Annotated in this window: 17 protein-coding genes; 12 read left to right on the forward strand and 5 right to left on the reverse strand. The window is 63.4% G+C overall.

The features are described 5' to 3' along the window. Positions 1-94: 94 nt before the first annotated feature. The 4 genes from ATN38_RS16480 to ATN38_RS16495 all read left to right on the forward strand — a co-directional run bounded on the left by ATN38_RS16480 (position 95) and on the right by ATN38_RS16495 (position 4582). A complete protein-coding gene (locus ATN38_RS16480; RefSeq protein ID WP_058227473.1) occupies positions 95-1696 on the forward strand; it encodes an AMP-binding protein in 1602 nt (533 codons plus the stop codon). Between the two features lie 46 nt (positions 1697-1742). After that, on the forward strand, positions 1743-2498 hold the full coding sequence (locus tag ATN38_RS16485) for a phosphoglyceromutase (RefSeq protein WP_003941992.1): 756 nt from the start codon (positions 1743-1745) through the stop codon (positions 2496-2498). A 162-nt stretch (positions 2499-2660) separates the two neighbouring features. Further along, entirely contained in the window at positions 2661-3896 is a 1236-nt protein-coding gene (locus tag ATN38_RS16490) for a cell wall metabolism sensor histidine kinase WalK (protein ID WP_003941938.1), read from the forward strand. Then, complete coding sequence (locus ATN38_RS16495) at positions 3893-4582, forward strand: response regulator transcription factor (protein ID WP_003942020.1); 690 nt, start codon at positions 3893-3895, stop codon at positions 4580-4582. The genes ATN38_RS16490 and ATN38_RS16495 overlap by 4 nt, the downstream gene beginning before the upstream one ends. A gap of 87 nt (positions 4583-4669) precedes the next feature. Here ATN38_RS16495 and ATN38_RS16500 read toward each other — a convergent pair whose 3' ends face one another. Continuing rightward, a complete protein-coding gene (locus tag ATN38_RS16500) occupies positions 4670-5455 on the reverse strand; it encodes a hypothetical protein (RefSeq protein WP_003941928.1) in 786 nt (261 codons plus the stop codon). 66 nt (positions 5456-5521) lie between these two features. Between ATN38_RS16500 and ATN38_RS16505 the strand changes: the two genes are divergently transcribed. From ATN38_RS16505 to ATN38_RS16515, 3 genes are read left to right on the forward strand one after another with little or no spacing between them, the layout of a single operon-like run. After that, positions 5522-6472 (forward strand): Ppx/GppA phosphatase family protein, encoded by a 951-nt coding sequence (locus ATN38_RS16505; protein WP_003941975.1) that lies wholly within the window; start codon positions 5522-5524, stop codon positions 6470-6472. Continuing rightward, the gene (locus ATN38_RS16510; RefSeq protein ID WP_118606382.1) at positions 6472-7590 is read left to right on the forward strand and encodes a hypothetical protein; all 1119 of its coding nucleotides are present in this window, start codon (positions 6472-6474) and stop codon (positions 7588-7590) included. The genes ATN38_RS16505 and ATN38_RS16510 overlap by 1 nt, the downstream gene beginning before the upstream one ends. 7 nt (positions 7591-7597) lie before the next feature. Beyond that, complete coding sequence (locus ATN38_RS16515; protein ID WP_042923251.1) at positions 7598-8482, forward strand: sugar phosphate isomerase/epimerase; 885 nt, start codon at positions 7598-7600, stop codon at positions 8480-8482. Here ATN38_RS16515 and ATN38_RS16520 read toward each other — a convergent pair. The 4 genes from ATN38_RS16520 to ATN38_RS16535 all read right to left on the reverse strand — a co-directional run bounded on the left by ATN38_RS16520 (position 8462) and on the right by ATN38_RS16535 (position 14477). Then, on the reverse strand, positions 8462-9895 hold the full coding sequence (locus ATN38_RS16520) for an HAD-IB family hydrolase (protein WP_003941905.1): 1434 nt from the start codon (positions 9893-9895) through the stop codon (positions 8462-8464). The two genes, ATN38_RS16515 and ATN38_RS16520, sit on opposite strands and share 21 nt — an antisense overlap. Continuing rightward, positions 9892-12228: a glycerol-3-phosphate 1-O-acyltransferase gene (locus ATN38_RS16525; protein WP_007735324.1), complete on the reverse strand. Its 2337-nt coding sequence runs from the start codon at positions 12226-12228 to the stop codon at positions 9892-9894. The genes ATN38_RS16520 and ATN38_RS16525 overlap by 4 nt, the downstream gene beginning before the upstream one ends. A gap of 3 nt (positions 12229-12231) precedes the next feature. Beyond that, positions 12232-13698, reverse strand: a complete 1467-nt coding sequence (locus tag ATN38_RS16530) for a wax ester/triacylglycerol synthase domain-containing protein (RefSeq protein WP_003941881.1) — start codon at positions 13696-13698, stop codon at positions 12232-12234. Between the two features lie 155 nt (positions 13699-13853). Then, positions 13854-14477, reverse strand: coding sequence for a TetR/AcrR family transcriptional regulator (locus ATN38_RS16535; RefSeq protein ID WP_218748258.1), 624 nt, complete (start codon positions 14475-14477; stop codon positions 13854-13856). Positions 14478-14627: 150 nt separating this feature from the next. On the opposite strand from ATN38_RS16535, the gene ATN38_RS16540 reads away from it, so the two are divergent. The 5 genes from ATN38_RS16540 to ATN38_RS16560 all read left to right on the forward strand — a co-directional run bounded on the left by ATN38_RS16540 (position 14628) and on the right by ATN38_RS16560 (position 17667). Further along, the gene (locus ATN38_RS16540) at positions 14628-15254 is read left to right on the forward strand and encodes a MerR family transcriptional regulator (RefSeq protein ID WP_218748259.1); all 627 of its coding nucleotides are present in this window, start codon (positions 14628-14630) and stop codon (positions 15252-15254) included. Positions 15255-15262: 8 nt separating this feature from the next. Then, a complete protein-coding gene (locus ATN38_RS16545; protein WP_007735317.1) occupies positions 15263-16108 on the forward strand; it encodes a thioesterase family protein in 846 nt (281 codons plus the stop codon). A gap of 34 nt (positions 16109-16142) precedes the next feature. Continuing rightward, the gene (gene proC / locus ATN38_RS16550) at positions 16143-16958 is read left to right on the forward strand and encodes a pyrroline-5-carboxylate reductase (protein ID WP_003941923.1); all 816 of its coding nucleotides are present in this window, start codon (positions 16143-16145) and stop codon (positions 16956-16958) included. A gap of 126 nt (positions 16959-17084) precedes the next feature. Continuing rightward, positions 17085-17321: a helix-turn-helix domain-containing protein gene (locus tag ATN38_RS16555; RefSeq protein WP_003941845.1), complete on the forward strand. Its 237-nt coding sequence runs from the start codon at positions 17085-17087 to the stop codon at positions 17319-17321. A 244-nt stretch (positions 17322-17565) separates the two neighbouring features. Beyond that, the gene (locus ATN38_RS16560; RefSeq protein WP_003402602.1) at positions 17566-17667 is read left to right on the forward strand and encodes a 30S ribosomal protein bS22; all 102 of its coding nucleotides are present in this window, start codon (positions 17566-17568) and stop codon (positions 17665-17667) included. Positions 17668-17852: the final 185 nt, after the last annotated feature.

The raw sequence follows: 17852 nt of genomic DNA on the forward strand, positions 1-17852 counted from the left end.
TTTACTTGTGACTGTCGTCACGGAATAATACTGTTCCCGTGAGTCACAGTAAGTTGGTCACACCACCCCGCCGCGCAACTTTTCGAGGAGCACAGTGAGCTTCAAGAGTCCGTTCCCCGACGTTGAAATCCCCAACCTCAGCGTCTACGACTTCCTGTTCGGAAACACCGACCCCGCAGACCTCGACAAGACGGCATTCGTCGAGGGCAGTTCGGGCGCAGTCACCACATACGCTTCGCTGATCGCACAGATCAACGGCGTTGCAGGCGCTCTCGCAGCGCGCGGACTCAGCGTCGGCGACGTGGTCGGGCTGCATTCGCCCAACGTCCCGGCCTTCGGTTCCGTCTTCCACGGCATCCTTCGTGCCGGTGGCGTCGCGACCACGATCAACGCGCTCTACACCGCCGAGGACATCGCCAAGCAGCTCACCGATTCCAAGGCCAAGTTCCTCTTCACCGTCTCGCCGCTCCTGCCGCAGGCAAAGGCCGCTGCTGACCTGGTCGGTATCCCGGCCGAGAACGTGTTCGTACTCGACGGGGCCGAAGGCCACCTCTCGCTGCGTGATCTGCTCGGCGAGGGTGCAGCGGCGCCCGAGGTCTCCTTCGATCCGGCCACCCAACTCGCGGTGCTGCCGTACTCCTCGGGCACCACCGGCCGACCCAAGGGGGTCATGCTCACCCATCGGAACCTCGTGGCCAACGTCTGCCAGATCATTCCGCGGATGGGCATCGAGACCGACGACAAGATTCTCGCGGTCCTGCCGTTCTTCCACATCTACGGCATGACTGTCCTGCTCAACGCTGCGCTCTATCGCCGCGCGAGCCTCATCACGATGCCGAAGTTCGATCTCGTCGAGTTCCTGCGGATCGTCGCCGAGCAGAAGTCGACGTACATCTTCGTCGCACCACCCGTTGCCGTCGCGCTGGCCAAGCATCCGCTCGTCGATCAGTACGACCTCTCGAGCGTGCACACCATCTTCTCCGGTGCGGCCCCGCTCGACGCGGCGCTCGGCAAGGCCGTCGCCGACCGGTTGAACTGCCACGTCCGCCAGGGCTACGGCATGTCCGAGATGAGCCCGGTCTCGCACGCGATTCCGTTCGACCGCGACGACATCGCGCTCGACACCTGCGGTCCGACCATCGCCAACATGGAATGCAAGCTCGTCGACCCCGGAACGGGCGAAGAGGTCGCGTACCCGGCTCTCGGCTCGGACGGCGTCAGCGAGCCCGGCGAACTGTGGTGCAAGGGCCCGAACATCATGCTCGGCTACCTCGGCAACGACCAGGCCACCAAGGACACCCTCGACGACGACGGTTACCTGCACACCGGTGACATCGCGACCGTCGACGGCGACGGCGTCGTCAAGATCGTCGACCGCCTCAAGGAACTGATCAAGTACAAGGGCTACCAGGTTCCCCCGGCGGAACTCGAGGCCTTGCTGCTGACCCATCCGCAGATCGCCGACGCCGCAGTGATCGGTGTGCTCGACGCCGAGGGCGAAGAGGTCCCGAAGGCATTCGTCGTGCTCCAGGACGGCGCCGAGTTGACCGAAGCCGACGTGATCACCTTCGTCGCCGAGCGCGTCTCGCCGCACAAGAAGGTCCGCCAGGTTTCATTCATCAGCACCGTGCCGAAATCCGCGGCCGGAAAGATCCTCCGCAAGGATCTGCGAACTGCGGAAGTTGCCCCGAGCTGATTTCCGGACAGGGTTGATCAAGAAGGGTTCCGGTACTCGTGCCAGGATGAACGCCATGAGTATCGGAACCCTGGTCCTGCTCCGCCACGGCGAGAGCGAATGGAATGCACTCAATCTGTTCACCGGCTGGGTGGACGTACACCTGACAGACAAGGGCATGGCCGAGGGCAAGCGCGCCGGCGAACTGCTCGCCGAGCACAACCTGTTGCCCGACGTTCTCTACACGTCTCTGCTGCGCCGCGCGATCAGCACAGCCAACCTCGCGCTCGACGCCGCCGATCGCCACTGGATCCCGGTAGTGCGCGACTGGCGTCTCAACGAGCGCCACTACGGCGCTCTGCAGGGCAAGAACAAGGCGCAGACCAAGGAAGAGTACGGAAACGAGCAGTTCATGCTCTGGCGTCGTAGCTACGACACCCCGCCGCCCGCCATCGAAGCCGGCAGCGAGTACAGCCAGGACACCGATCCCCGGTACGCGAACCTCGACGAGGTTCCCTTGACCGAGTGCCTGCTCGACGTCGTCAAGCGTCTGATCCCGTACTGGGAGGACACCATCTCCCAGGAGCTGCTCGCCGGCCGGAACGTGCTGGTCACCGCGCACGGCAACTCGCTGCGTGCGTTGGTCAAGCACCTCGACGGCATCTCGGACGAGGACATCGCGGGCCTGAACATCCCGACCGGAATCCCGCTGCGTTACGACCTCGACGAGAACCTGAAGCCGCTCAATCCCGGCGGCACCTACCTGGATCCGGAGGCCGCAGCTGCCGGCGCCGCCGCGGTGGCGAATCAGGGCGGAAAGTAGCAACCCGATGATGTGCGTCGAGGCCCCCCGAACAGTGATTTCGGGGGGCCTCGGCCAACAGCAGATGAACGACGAACCAACGCCGTCCACCTGGCGGATTACACGGGTGGGAACGTCCGAACCCGCCGTAACCGACTCTTCGCGCGAACGTACGATTGCGCCGTGAGTGTCGTGATTGCAGTGCTGCTGGTCGTGGTCGCCGGCTTGGTCGGCTACCTCGTCGGCGGGGTGCTGGTACCCAGGCTGTCGTCGCGCCAGAGTCAGCGCTCGGACGAACAGACCGGGCTCACGATGTCCCAGGTTCTCGACCTCATCGTGTTGGCTTCGGAAAGCGGTATCGCCGTCGTCGACGGTTTTCACGACGTCGTGCTCTTCAATCCTCGCGCCGAGGAACTCGGTCTCGTCAAGAATCGTCTGGTCGACGAGCGAGCTTGGCGGGCTGCTCAGGAAGTTCTGCGGACGGGTCAACCCGTCGAGGTCGATCTGACGGCGCAGACCGCTCAGCGGGGCCGCGACAAGATCGCGGTACGTGGCACGGCCCGGTTGCTCAGCAAGGACGATCGCAACTTCGTGGTCCTGTTCGCCGACGACGATTCCGAGCAGGTCCGCATGGAGGCGACCCGACGCGATTTCGTCGCGAACGTCAGCCACGAACTCAAGACGCCGGTCGGTGCGATGAGCTTGCTCGCGGAGGCGCTGCTCGAGTCCGCTGACGACCCGGAATCGGTGCGCCACTTCGGCGAACGGGTGCTCGGTGAGTCGATTCGTCTGGGCAAGATGGTCACCGAGTTGATCGCACTCTCGCGTCTGCAAGGTGCCGAGAAGCTGCCGGATCTCGACGTGGTCGACGTCGACACCGTGGTGTCCGAAGCACTGTCGAGGTCGAATCTGTCGGCCGAGGCCGCCGGGATCACGGTCACCACCGACCATCCGAGTGGGCTGGAAGTACTCGGGGATCAGACTCTCCTCGTCACGGCATTGTCCAACCTCATCGAGAACGCTATTGCATACTCGCCCAAGGGTTCTCCGGTTTCCGTCAGTCGGTCGGTACGCGGCGACAATGTCGCGATCGCAGTCACCGACCGAGGAGAAGGCATCGCGAAAGCGGACCAGGAGCGAGTGTTCGAGAGATTCTTCCGCGTGGACAAGGCGCGGTCACGGCAGACCGGTGGAACCGGTCTGGGGCTGGCGATCGTCAAACACGTCGCGGCCAATCACAACGGCTCCATCGAACTGTGGAGCAAACCGGGTACAGGGTCTACCTTCACGTTGCAGATACCGGCACACGTGGAGTCGGACGACGACATCGACTCTGACGACGCGGGAACCGCCGGTTCCACGCGGATCGGCAGACGAGAACAAGGCAGTAGAGAAAACGGCATGGAGGCCAAACGATGACGAGTGTGCTGATCGTGGAGGACGAGGAGTCCTTGGCGGACCCGCTGGCGTTCCTGCTCCGCAAGGAAGGCTTCGAGACCACCATCGTCAACGACGGACCGTCGGCGTTGGCGGAATTCGATCGCTCCGGAGCGGACATCGTCCTGCTCGACCTCATGCTGCCCGGCATGAGTGGCACGGACGTCTGCAAGGCGCTGCGGTCGCGCTCCGGCGTCCCCGTCATCATGGTGACGGCGCGTGACAGTGAGATCGACAAGGTCGTCGGCCTGGAACTCGGTGCGGACGACTATGTGACCAAACCGTATTCGGCGCGTGAGCTGATCGCTCGCATCCGTGCGGTGCTGCGCCGCGGGGTGGAGAACGAGGCGGACCTCGCCTCCGACAACGGGGTGCTCGAGGCCGGACCGGTACGGATGGACGTCGAGCGCCACGTCGTGCAGGTCGCGGGTAACCCGGTGACGTTGCCGCTCAAGGAGTTCGATCTCCTCGAGTACCTGCTCCGCAACTCCGGTCGGGTGCTGACCCGCGGACAGTTGATCGACCGCGTCTGGGGCGCCGACTACGTCGGTGACACCAAAACCCTTGACGTACACGTGAAGCGGTTGCGTTCGAAGATCGAATCGGATCCGGCCAAGCCGGAACATCTGGTCACGGTCCGTGGATTGGGTTACAAGCTCGAAGCGTGATCGAACCTCGTCGAGAAGAAATGTCGAGAAGAATTCAGCCGCTCACACGATCGTGTGAGCGGCTGAATTCTTTTTGTTCAGGCGGAGTCAGCCCTGAGCTTTGTTCTGAGCGATCGTGGTCGCCGGATGGACTGCGATGAGGCCGAGGCCCGCGCGACGCCTGCAGAGGCGAGCCAGCTCGTCGTACGCGCGCTTTCCGAGAAGTTCCGTCAACTCGGGCCCGTAGGACTGCCAGACCTGCCGCTCCCCGACATGAGCGTCGGGGGAGCCGGAGCAGTACCAGGCGAGGTCGTCGCCGCCCTCACCCCAGCCGCGGCGGTCGTACTCGGTGATCGTGGTCTTGAGGATCTGGACGCCGTCCGGCCGGTCGACCCAGTCCTGGGTGCGGCGGATCGGTAGCTGCCAGCACACGTCCGGTTTCACCTCGAGCGGCTCGATGCCCTTCTTGAGCGCCATGGAATGCAGAGCGCAGCCCTCGCCTCCGGCAAAACCCGGCCGGTTGAGGAAGATGCACGCTCCTTTGTAGCGGCGGGTGCGCAGCGCGGGCTCGTCCTCGAGGTCGTCTTCTTCGACGTAGCCCTTCTTGCCGAGACCCTTTTCCATGAACTGCCAGTCTTCGGCTGTGAGCATTTTCACTGACGCATCGAGCTTGTCCTGATCTTCCTGATCGGAGAGGAAAGCGCCGTGCGAGCAGCAACCGTCGTCCGGGCGGTCTCCGATGATGCCCTGACACGCCGGCGTACCGAACACGCAGGTCCAATGCGAGAGCAACCACGTCATATCAGCGGAAATGAGGTGTTCGGAGTTATCCGGATCGACAAATTCGACCCATTCGCGCGGGAAATCGAGATCGACCTCGGGGCTCGGAGTCATCTTGTGGGACCGGTCTGGGTTACCTGCTGTCACAAGGGCCGACCGTAGACCCAGTAACGTGGCGATGTGCGACTAGGGGTACTCGACGTCGGAAGCAATACCGTCCATCTATTGGTTGTGGACGCCCATCGGGGCGGCCACCCAACACCCATGAGCTCGACCAAGTCCACGTTGAGGCTGGCAGAAAACACTGACGACCGCGGCGATATCACCACGTCAGGAGCCGATCGGTTGGTGTCGACGGTTTCCGAATTCGCCGGTATCGCCAAGACGTCCGGGTGCGAGGAAATGATGGCTTTTGCCACTTCCGCGGTCCGTGACGCCAACAATTCCGAAGCCGTACTCGCCCGCGTCCGCGCCGAGACCGGAGTCAACCTCGAGGTTCTGTCCGGGGTCGACGAAGCCCGCTTGACCTTTCTGGCCGTGCGCCGCTGGTACGGCTGGAGCGCCGGACGCATCCTGAACCTGGACATCGGCGGCGGCTCGCTCGAACTCACAGCAGGTGGTGACGAGGATCCGGACGTCGCCTTCTCACTGCAACTCGGTGCCGGACGGTTGACGCGCGACTGGCTACAGGCCGATCCGCCGGGCAAGCGCCGGGTCGCTGTATTGCGCGACTGGCTGGACGCGGAGTTGGTCGGACCAGCCAAGGAACTGCGCGCCGCCGGCGACTGGGACCGCACGGTCGGGACTTCGAAGACCTTCCGATCGTTGGCTCGGCTCACCGGCGCGGCCCCTTCTGCCGCAGGCCCCCGGGCAAAACGGACCCTGACTTCCAGCGGACTCAGGCAACTCATAGCCTTCATATCCAGGATGACGGCGGCGGACCGTGCAGAATTGGAAGGAGTGAGCTCGGATCGGTCACAGCAGATTGTGGCCGGCGCGCTCATCGCAGAGGCAACCATGCGGGCGCTCGGAGTGGACGAACTGGAAATTTGTCCCTGGGCACTGCGTGAGGGTCTGATTCTGCGAAAGCTCGACACAGAAATGGGCGGTGAATTGGTGGTGAGTGCTTGATGACCGAGGACAGTCAGCAGATTTCCGTAGCGGAACTGCTCAAGCGGAACGGTCAGAGCGTCGAATCCCGAGGTGGACGACGCCGGCGCGGCGTAGCCGGTGGCATCTCCGTCGCCGAACTGACGGGTGAGATCCCGATCGTTCGCCAATCGGGATCGCGCGCGGCCGCCGAGCCCGAGTCCGACGAACCAGCAGCCCGGCCCGAAGCCGCTGCGCCGGAAAACTCTGCACCTTCAGCGCCGGCCGAGGCCGTCGCGGAAACCGCCAAGTCAGTCGAACCGGCACCGAAGGTTCCCGCCGATCGCACCGCAGCCTTCGCCGTCTCGTTCGACGACGACGATGACGATGACGAGCCGCAGGCACCCAAGGGTGAGTCGAAGCCGGTTGCTGCGCCGCCGGTCACCACTCCGAAGCCGACTTCCACACCTTCGCCGGGACAGACCTCGAAGTCCTCGCCCGGGCAGTGGGTGAGCCGGGCACCGCTCAACTCCTCGTCACCGACGCAGGTAACGCAGGAACCAGCCCTGCTGTCGGGTCAGACCCTGGCGGGCGACCTGATGCGTCAGGAGCGCGCCGCAACGCAGTCGCCGTCGTTGCGTCCGCCGATCCTGCCGCCGCGTGTCCCCACTCCCGTCGCCAAGGCACCTGCACAGACCGCTCCCGCTCCGGCCGCGCCGGAAGAGAGCACCGAACTGATCGACAAGATCGCAGACGCGGATGCCGGCGAGGCCGAATCCACCGCCGTGGTCGATCTGGTCAAGGCGCCGGCTGTCGATGACGGTGCAAAAAAGACCAGTGCCGCCGCGGAGTCCGATGTCGAAGCCGAACCGGCAGCGGAAGAGGCAGGCGAGCGTAACTCGATCCGTGAATGGGCAGTGCTTGCCGGTCAGGTGGTTGTTGCACTGATCGTCGGCGGCGCGATGTTCAAGGGCTTCGAGAAGCTGTGGGACATGCTGCCGTGGGTGGCGTTGGTGCTCGCGCTGATCGTGATCGTCGGCCTGGTTGCTGTCGTGCGGGTTCTGCGGAAGACGGACGACATCACGAGTTTCGTGATCGCGGTGGTCGTCGGCATGATCGTGACGCTCGGTCCACTGGCGTTCTTGTTGACCTCGGGTTGATCGGACGATGATCGGGGGATCGCAGCGCATGGTTCGTCGGCCGATAGCCGTCGGCCTGTCGACGGCTTCGGTATATCCGGAGAACACGGAAGCAGCATTTCGCTACGCCGCTGATCTCGGATACGACGGTGTCGAACTGATGGTGTGGGCCGAATCCGTGAGTCAGGACATCGGTGCTGTTGCCGCCCTCGTTCGCAAGTACGCCATTCCGGTGCAGGCGGTGCATGCGCCGTGTCTGCTGATTTCGCAGCGCGTGTGGGGTTCCGATCCGGTCGAGAAGCTCGAGCGTTCGGTGCGCACCGCCGAAACCTTGGGAGCGACGACGGTGGTCGTCCACCCGCCGTTCCGGTGGCAGCGCAAGTACGCCGAAGGCTTCGCGGAACAGGTTGTCGAACTCGAATCGAAGAGCAGCGTCGTGGTGGCGGTGGAGAACATGTTCCCCATGCGCGCCGACAGCTTCTTCGGCGGCAAGGACAAGTCCGCGGAGCGTCTGCGTAAACGTGGCGGTCCAGGGGCAGCGTTGTCCGCGTTCAGTCCGTCGTACGACCCGACCGATTCCGATCATGCTCACTACACACTCGACCTGTCGCACACCGCGACGGCGGGCATGGATGCCCTGGAGTTGGCCTCCCGTATGGGCAAGGGGCTCGAGCACCTGCACCTGGCCGACGGTCGCGGGGCGTCGATGGACGAGCACCTGATTCCGGGGCATGGCTCACAGCCGTGCGCGGAGTTGTGTCAGCAATTGGCTGCGAGCGAATTCAGCGGCCAGGCAGTCATCGAGATCAACACGCAGAACGCGCGCACCCGGCGGGAGCGGTCGTCGATGCTGGCGCAGGCGCTCGCGTTTGCACGCGAGCACCTGGCACGCTCAGCGGTGGCCGGCAAGTAGCGCAGCTTCGAACTGCGCGCGCACCTTCTCGACGTGTGCGTCGAGGTCTTTGGTCTCCCAGCCTTCGGTCGAGATGGGATCGAGCACCGAGACATAGACCGGGCCTGGATGGGCGACAAGCGAATTGCGCCACATCCGTTCACCCGCGTTGTGAATCACCACGGGCACGATCGGCACACCGGCTTGGATCGCCAAGTGGAATCCACCCTTCTTGAAAGGGCCCAGACGTGGCGTCGGAGAACGGGTGCCCTCCGGAGCTATGACTATCGAGACACCATTCTTCAGCTTGTCGACTGCCGGTTGCAGTGCAGCCTTCGCCTTCGTGGTGTCGGTGCGGTCGATGTAGGCGACGTCGAGCAGTGCACCGACGGGCATGAACCGCGGATCGCTTGCCGCTTCCTTCTTCGCGACGCCGGTCACGTCACGCTTGATCACGGTGCCCAGGACCAACATGTCCAGGGAACTCTGATGGTTGAACATGAACACCGCCGGGCGGTGATCCCACACGTTGTGCTCGCCGTCGATCTCGACGTCGATGCCCAGCAGTGAGAGCGAGATGTCGGGGCCGTACGTGCCGACCAGGTTCGCACCCAGTTGACGGTTCCCGGTGACAATGCCTGCCGACGCACCGAGGGCGGCGGTGGCAGCAAGCGCGCCCATGGCCGTCGCCGTTCGGATCGTGGAGATCGGTGTTGCGCCTCGTTGCGGTTTACGCAGGCTGACCGAAGGCCAGTGATTGCGCAACGCGATCTTGGCCAGACCACGATCGGGATTCAACGCGACAGGTCGCCCGACGGCCTCGAGCATGAAGACGTCTTCGACACCGTTGGAGTACGCAAACGCGTTCTTCAGATCGGCGCCCATCTTCTCGGCATAGCCTGCAAGGGCATTGGCCTTGGCCGGCCCCCACAGTGCGGGCGAAGACAGTTCGCCGGTGAGCATGCCGTCGACGACTTCGGGTTCGGTGCACAGCACGTCTTCGATGTCGAGATCTTCGGCGACGTACTTGGCCTGGAACGGAGTCGCCGACGTAGCCATCACGATCGTGTGGCCGGCTCGCCGGTGTGCCGCCAGTAGCCCGCGGGCTTCCGGGTAGATCATCGCGGCGATTTCCTGCTTGAACAGCCGTCGGCCCCAGTCGTTCAGTTCCTCGACGGTACGGCCGCCCAAGGCTCGAACGCCGATGTCCATGAGTGCTCCGACGTCAGCACCGCGGAATTGGGTGTCGATCGCGGCACCGGTGGTGCGCAAGAGTTCGCCGACGCTGATATCCAAGCGTCGCAGGCGGTCTCGGTACACAACGCTGGCCGAGTACCCGCTGATCAAGGTGCCGTCGAGGTCGAAGGCGGCGATCGTTCCGGGCCCGGGCGGGGCGGCTTCGATGGCGGAGTGCAGACGCTCGAGTCCGGTCACAGTCCTACTTCCTCGTTCGCGGCGGGCGCTCGGTTTGCTTCTGGAATGGTCACTACCGCGGCGGCGTCCGGTACCGGCATCGCCACCTGATCGAGTCGTGCATGCGCGAGTGCGCGAAGGTGACGCAGGCGCTCGACCTGAACCTTGATCTCGGCAGCGAATGCCAGGCGCCTGGCCCGGACTCCGTCGTCGTCGACTTCGATCAAGTTACGGTTGCGCGCCAAATTCAGTGCGGTGGCGAACAACTCGCCGGAGACGGATTCGTTGCTGGCGATCTGCTGCCGCAGTCGACGCTGATGTGCGACGTCGATGCAGTTGCTGATGAACGACTTTTCGTCGAACGATGTCGAAATCGGCGCGAGCACAAGCTGATCGGCGACAACCTGGTACGCCTCGAGGAACGGTTGGAGCACGCGGTGCGCGAGGTACGGGCGAACCGTCTCGATCATGTGCTCGGTTCGTTTGTCGTCGGCCATGACGGTTTCCCACTCGGGGTCTATCAGCGTCAGCTCGGTCCGCATCTCCTGCTCGAACGTGTCCCGGTCACTGAAGAAGAACTCGAATTTCAACAAATCTCGGATGCGCTTGGCCTCTGCCCACCCGTCCCCGATGGGGTCCTCGAACCGCTCTTCGACGGCTGCCTGAAGTACGAGTTCGGTGATGGCACGCACGACAAGAAAGTGAATCGTGTTGTTGCGGTAGAAGGCAGCGACAAGATGCTGGTCCTTGCCGAGGTAGAAGACCTGCTCGCCGCCCCGATCGAAGCGCTCGAGCACCCCGGAATCGACGTGTGTCTGCAATGCCTTCTCGATGACACGCGGATCGGACAGTTCGACGTCGCCGGCGATCGGAAGATTTCGCGCGGTGATGTAGCCGAACAGCGGCGTGAGAATCGCGGTGAGTTCACGAACTGTCAACGCCCGGTCTTCGATTCCGAGGAACGCCAACATCGCCAGTGAAGACACGGTCACCGGGGTGACCTCGTTGATGCGGTGACACACCTCGATGCCGGCCTTCTGAATGGCGAGGCGCTGATCGGTTTCCTGGCTGAGTGCGTCCGCGAGTGAGAGCGGCCGGCCGATGGTCACGTGCGCGACACCGTTGCGTTTTCCCTGGGCGCGTACGTAACCCACCATCCAGCGCAGGCCTTCCGGTGTCTTCTCGGCGCCGAGCGCCTCGGCAGCCATGGCCCCGACCTCGTAGAGTTGGTCGTAGCTCAGCGCAACCGGGACGAGGTACACGTCGGACGCTCCGCTGACCTGAAATGCCTTGGTCAGGTAGGTCAGGAGACCGAAGCGCGGCGGGCGTAGTTTCCCGGTACGTCCGCGTCCACCTTCGATGTACCACTCCAGATTGAAGCGCTTGGTCAGCAGATAGCGCATGTACTCGTGCATCGACCATTTGTAGACCTCGTCGTTGCCGATGCTTCGACGAATGAAGACGGTGCCGCTGCGCTTGAGGATCGAGCCCATGGGCCAGAAACTGATGTTGAGGCCGCCCATGACGTGATTGAGCGGCAAGCCGTTCGCGATCAACGCCGGACGCAGGACGAGGGGATCGAGGTACGAACGGTGACTGGGGAGGAAGACCAGTGAGTGTTCTTTGTTCAGCTCACGGAGTTCCTCGAAGCGGCTCGTGTCCACGTCCAGCTTGTAGGCGCGAGCGAAGTAGCGGCCCAGGCGATCCCACACCGCGATGGCTTGGCGACTCTGGGTGGCAACCATTTCTTCGAGAGCTTCACGTGCGCGGCGATCGACTTCGGCGACGGCGATGTTCAACCGGTCGGCCAAAGCCATGACCTCGGTGGCGAATCGGCGGGTGTCGGTGATCTCGTCGACGACGAACCGTGACACCTTGTACTGGCCACCCAGTAGGCCCAATTCGGCGCGTTCGAGTGCCAGAGCGGCCTGCCGTCGGATGAACTCCGGTAGCGAACCGCCACCGCTCTTTTCGAGGCGACGCTCGAGATCGCTCAGTGGTGCGGGTTCACCTTCGATGACCTGGCACCGAGAGGGGTCGGTGCGCAGGGTTCTGCGTTGTGCACCGCGTCCGGGGTGGAGAGGATCGCGTGGTGCCAGCGCATCACGTAGTCGCACCGCGACGTTGTGCTTGGTATGGGTGTCCGGAATCCACACCACGCGAAGCGGTGCGAGCATCGGGTCGTCGGTCCGTGCCGCCAGTTCTGCCAGGGTCTTGTCGGTGATGTTGACGGTGACCGGCCGAGTTTCGGATGAGCTTGCCTTGTCGGCAAGCCACTTTCGCAGCACGCCGGCTTCGGCCTCTGTCATGGTTTCGGTGAGGTACACGCGCGGGTTGGTCGTGTTCTCGCTCATGACTCACGCACCTTCCGTTGTGACTCCGAGAGCGACGATCTCGTCCAGGCTCTCCTGCAAGCACTGCATCAGCAGCGCGGGCTTCGTGATCGCGGCGGTGTCGAGATTGATTCCGATACAGCACACCCCGACGTGGGAGACCAGTGTCGCCATCGCCGCGCAACCGGGCGCCGGGCCGAACGGGAACATCCGCTCGATCTTCGCTCCGGCGAGATAGACCGGTACCGGTACGCCGGCGACGTTGCTCGCCTGCAGGTCCAGTCCTGTCGACTGGGACAGATACCAGTTCGCGAGTAGATAGTTCGGCAGGCGAGCGAGGATCGGGGCGGCGACGTCGATAGCGTCCAACGCCGGTTCCTCACGCAGACTCAGAACGATCTCTCGCACCTGCCTGATGCGTTTGGCCGGATCCGTTTCGGCGACCGGGCCGTTGAAGCGAACGGCTGCAAACCGGTTGCCGCCGTTGGCATCCGCGCCCGTGCGCATGCTGATCGGCATACCCATCGGGATGCTCTCGACGGATTGTCCGAAGGCTTCGTGGTAGCGATGGAAGCCGCCGAGCAAAGCGGCGACGTACGCGTCGTTGAGTGAGCCGCCGGCAGCTTTTGCTCCGGCCTTGAGCTCGGGAACACCCACTTCGAGAGTTCCGAACCACCGTCCGAGACCACGATCGTGGAGCAGAGGGGAACCGGAACGAGCTGGGGGAGTGACGATCTTGCGGAGTGAATTGGCGTAACCGAGGACCTCGGAAGCTGTCGTGATCGGACTCGAGATCGCCGTGGTCGCAACATTGGTGGCACCACGGACCAGCTTGGCGATACGCGAGGGCGCACGCCGGATCTCGCTGACCACCTCCTCGCCGAAGGCGCCCACCGACGACAGATGCTCAGGAGCAGGCGGTGTGCGGTCGGGCTTGTTCGGAGTGGGGTCCGGGCGTCTGCTGTGCAGGAGCGTCATCATCTGGATGCCGCCCATGCCGTCGGTGATGGAGTGGTGAGTCTTGACCACGAACACGGCGCGACCGTCGTCGAGACCTTCGATGAGCAGCGCGCTCCACGGCGGTCGAGCCTTGTCGAAAGGTTCCGTCGCAAGGTGACGACACATGCGCAGTGCGTGATCGAAGTCCGCCGGTGCAGGTAAGCGGACGCGTCGTAGGTGGTAGCCGATGTCGAACTCGGGATCGACGGACCACACCGGATTGCCCAGCTGCATTGCCGGTTCCACTGCTCGCATACGAATACGCGGAACCACGTGCGATGCCCACTCGACTGCGTCGAGAAGTCGATCCCAGTCCGGGGCACGATCGAGTACCTCTACCGCAACGATCGGTGAGCGCAGTTGCGGCTGCGCCTCTTCCATCCGCCACATTCCAGTCTCGAAGTCGGACATCGTGCGGTTCGCCCCCCAGGCGACCGCGGAAAGGTCGACGTCGACCGCGCTAGGAGGAACAAATGGATTGCTGTTGGCCATACGTCAAGAACTCCCTCGGTCTGCGGATCCACCCCGCGCATCTCTGCTTCTAAGTGTGGACCCGCGACCGTGGGCGCGTCCCGGTTTCGGTGTCAGCCGACAGGTGTGACGTTCGTCAGTTAAGGGCTAATCGGACATGCCGGGAAGTTCAGTGCTCAAGAAGTGACGCCGACGGCTTTCAGGGCTATCTCGCGGTAGAGAACACTGACTTCGCGCGGAGTCTGCGGTCCGTCGAGTCGATACCAGAGGACGACGGACTGACACATTCCCAGTAGTGCACGGCCCGTTCCGGTGATGTCCGGGACCGTGAACTCACCGCTCTCGACGCCTGCCGTCAGTACGTCGACGAGTAGGTTCTCGAGCTTCTTTCGCTTGGCGGCGTAGCTCTTTCGTTCCGCGTCCTCGAGGTACCGCAGTTCGGAATCGAGGAAGGCTATGTCGGCGCGACTGGTCATGTGCAGAACACACGCCTCGACGAGATTGCCGAACTGTGCCGTCGGCGACGGTCCGGCAGCGTCGACCGCAGCGCTCGCGCGTGCGGTGACGTTCTCGATGCCCGGTTCCATCAGCGCGACGAGGATGCCCTGTTTGTTGCCGTGGTGGTAATACAGCGTCGGCACGGTGACACCGGCACGTTTTGCGATGTCACGAACCGACGCTCCGTGGTAACCGAGTTCGTGGAACACCTCGAGTGCGGCGGTGAGCAGGGGAGTCAGCGTCAGTGGTTCCACGATGCGCCACTGTTCGTCGGGCTGAGCCTCCGACTGCAAATCCGTCATTCCGCCTGTTCGCTCCGTTCGGAAATTTCTGGTGATGTGCGCAAAGAAGGTTCAACCCTAGCGCAAGGCGTGTCCTCCTTACCGATGCTCGGCCATCATTGGATAGCATCACTATCCAGTAATGGGTCGAGCGAGTTGGACGGAGGAGCGGTGAAGGTTTCCGAACTGGCCGCACAGTCCGGCGTTGCACTGGCCACTATCAAGTACTACCTCCGTGAAGGTCTGCTGATGCCTGGTGAGCCGACCAGCGCAACGGGAGCGAGGTACGGCGAACAGCACGTCCGGCGACTCGCGTTGGTCAGGGCCCTGGCCGGGGCGGGACTCGCGATTCCACGGATTCGCGCGGTGCTCGAACTGGTGGACAGTGACGAGCGATCCGAATTCGAGACTTTCGGCCGCGCAATCGCGCAACTACCCCCGTACGTCGAACCTGAACCGGATCCAGAGTTCCCCAGAGCTCGCAAGGTTCTGGAGTTTCTCGGTCAGGTTTTCGAGCCGAGGTACGTGGCGGTCGCGCACCTCGAGCGGGCACTGATCGGCCTCGAGGATGCCGGACTGAGTCTCTCGGACGAGCGCCTGCGCGCCTACGGTGACCACATCCGAGGGATTGCCGAAGTGGAAATCGAGCTGATGCCTACCAGTTCGACCGAGGACGGCATTCGCTATGCGGTCCTCGGAACCGCCATGTACGAACCCGTCCTGACAGCTTTGCGACGCCTGGCGCACCAAGATTTGGCCGCACGACATTTCCCGCAACACCGAGAAAGCACCGAATAGGAAAATCGATGAGCACCAGTCCCTTTCAAGATCTCAATCGCCTCACCTCGCTCGGCGACGGGCGATACACCGCAACGATCGATTCGATCTGGACCATCGGGCCGAAAGTGCACGGCGGCTCCATGATGGCTGTGTGCGCCGCTGCAGCGCGTCAATGTCTGCGAGACGGCGCAGGTGAGAACGACTCGCTTCTGAAGATGCAGCCACTCGCGGTGAGCGCCAACTATCTGTCGGCCCCAGATCCGGGTGAAGTCGAACTGGAGGTGATCGTCCGAAAGCAGGGACGCCAGGTCGCGTTATTAGACGTCGAGTTGAGCCAGGCGGGCCGCAGCGCTGTTCGCGCGGCGGTCACGCTCGGATTCCCCGATGACGGCGACCCCACCTTCGTCACGGCCTCGTCGATCGACGACATGTCACCGGAACCGCCGGAGAGTGCGGTGGCAGTCATCGGTGATCACCCGATGGCGCAGGTCGTGCATGTCGGTCAGGGTTGCGACATGCGAATCGACACCACCTCGGCGCACTTCCTGACCGGCAGCCAAGGCGAGGCCGAGGTCAGGATGTGGGTCCGTCCTCGACCCGAGGACGAAAACGACCTCGACACCGCTGTGCTGTTCGCGATCATGGCGGGTGACATCAGCGCGCCGGTGACGATGAACCGCGGCCTGTTCGGGTGGGCGCCGACCGTGCAGTTGACGACGTACCTGCGCCGACTGCCGACGCCGGGATGGCTTCGCGTGCGGGCGAGCTCGGATGTTCTGGGCAGCACGTGGTTCGAAGAGGATCATGCTGTTCTCGATTCGACGGGCGCAGTCGTCGTCCAGAGTCGTCAATTGGCGATGATGCCCCGCTAGGGTCGATCGCTGCGGTCGTGGCAGGCTGTTCGCCATGACAAGAATTGCGATTATCGGTGGCGGCAAGATCGGCGAGGCGCTGATCTCCGGGCTGTTGCAGGCCGGCCACGCCATCAAGGATCTGGTCGTCGCCGAGCAATATCAGCCTCGCGCAGACGAATTGATCGCCGAATACTCCATCCGCGTCAGCACGGTCGCCGATGCCGCCGAGGGTGCGGACGTCATCGTCATCGCGGTGAAGCCGAACGACGTCGAGTCAGCGCTCACGGCGTTGACGAAGGTCGATCTGGACGGCGACCTCGAACAATTGATCGTTTCCCTTGCGGCGGGAATCCCCACGGGATTCTTCGAAACGCGTCTGCCCGCAGGGTTCCCGGTCATCCGCGTCATGCCGAACACCCCCATGTTGGTCGGGGAGGGCGTGAGCGTGCTCTCGCCCGGACGGCACGTCAAGGCCGAGCATCTCGAGCTCGTACGCGGCATCCTCGGCAGCGTCGGCAAGGTGGTCACGGTTCCCGAATCGCAGATCGACGCGGTCACGGCTGTCTCCGGTTCCGGCCCGGCCTACTTCTTTCTGGTCGCCGAAGCGATGATCGACGCGGGAGTCGGTCTCGGCCTGACGCGCCCGGTCGCTACCGAATTGGTGGTGCAGACGATGGTCGGTTCCGCAGCGATGCTCGATCGCACCGGCGACAGCGCGACGGATCTTCGCGCCGCGGTGACGTCACCGGGCGGAACGACGGCTGCGGCACTGCGTCAGCTCGAAGCGGGCGGCCTGCGGACGGCGTTCTTCGATGCCTTGGATGCCGCCAAGTCGCGCTCGGCCGCAATGGGTGCAGCTGCGGATTAGTCGTCCGTTTAGCCACACCCGTCGCTTTAACCCCACCAGTACAGCTAAGCTCGACTTAGTACGTACGTGTCTGTTCCGCCGGAGGGGAAGCCGGCGGCGCGAGTCGTGCTGGAGGTATGTGGATTAATGGTGTCTGCAAACAAGCCGTCCATGGGTTCGTCCCACGACGGAAAGCCGGCAGTGGCCGGCACGCAATTCCTCACTGTTGCTGAGGTAGCAACTTTGATGAGGGTGTCGAAAATGACTGTGTACCGGTTGGTACACAGTGGCGAATTGCCCGCTGTACGAGTGGGCCGTTCGTTCCGTGTACATGCGAAGGCAGTACACGATTACCTCGAAACCTCGTACTTCGATGCCGGCTGACCAGCCGGTTCGAAGAGGATGACCTCGGCGTGAGCCGAGTCGCGGGCACAGCGGTTGCTGTGCCGGAGGCTCGGTTTATGCCGAGTGACTCCACACCGGTACGATGAGTCACTGTCGTACCAGCAAGCTGGTGTCGTAAGGCGCTGAGCTAGTTAAAACGAGGGCCAGGCGCCAATTGCTTGGCGCAGGCGTACGTGACCGGCGTGCGCAGGAACGCTAGAGAAGAACGTGAGGGACACCCGCTATGGGTTCAGTGATCAAGAAGCGTCGCAAGCGCATGTCGAAGAAGAAGCACCGCAAGCTGCTTCGTCGTACCCGAGTACAGCGCAGGAAACTCGGTAAATAAGCAGTACCTGTTGATGCCCGCCACCCCTTCCGGGGTGGCGGGCATCAGCATATTCGGGGGGAAGCGATGTGTGCCACGTCTCATTGGCTGGGCGGTTTGTCTTGAATGGCCGAAATTTGGGTAGTCAGCGCGGGACCCCCTCTGCCCGTAAAGTGGGGGAAAATCGCGGGAGGGACGCTTCGGCA

Origin of the sequence: Rhodococcus sp. FH8 (assembly GCF_019266085.1) — a bacterium.
Taxonomy (GTDB): domain Bacteria; phylum Actinomycetota; class Actinomycetes; order Mycobacteriales; family Mycobacteriaceae; genus Rhodococcus_F; species Rhodococcus_F qingshengii.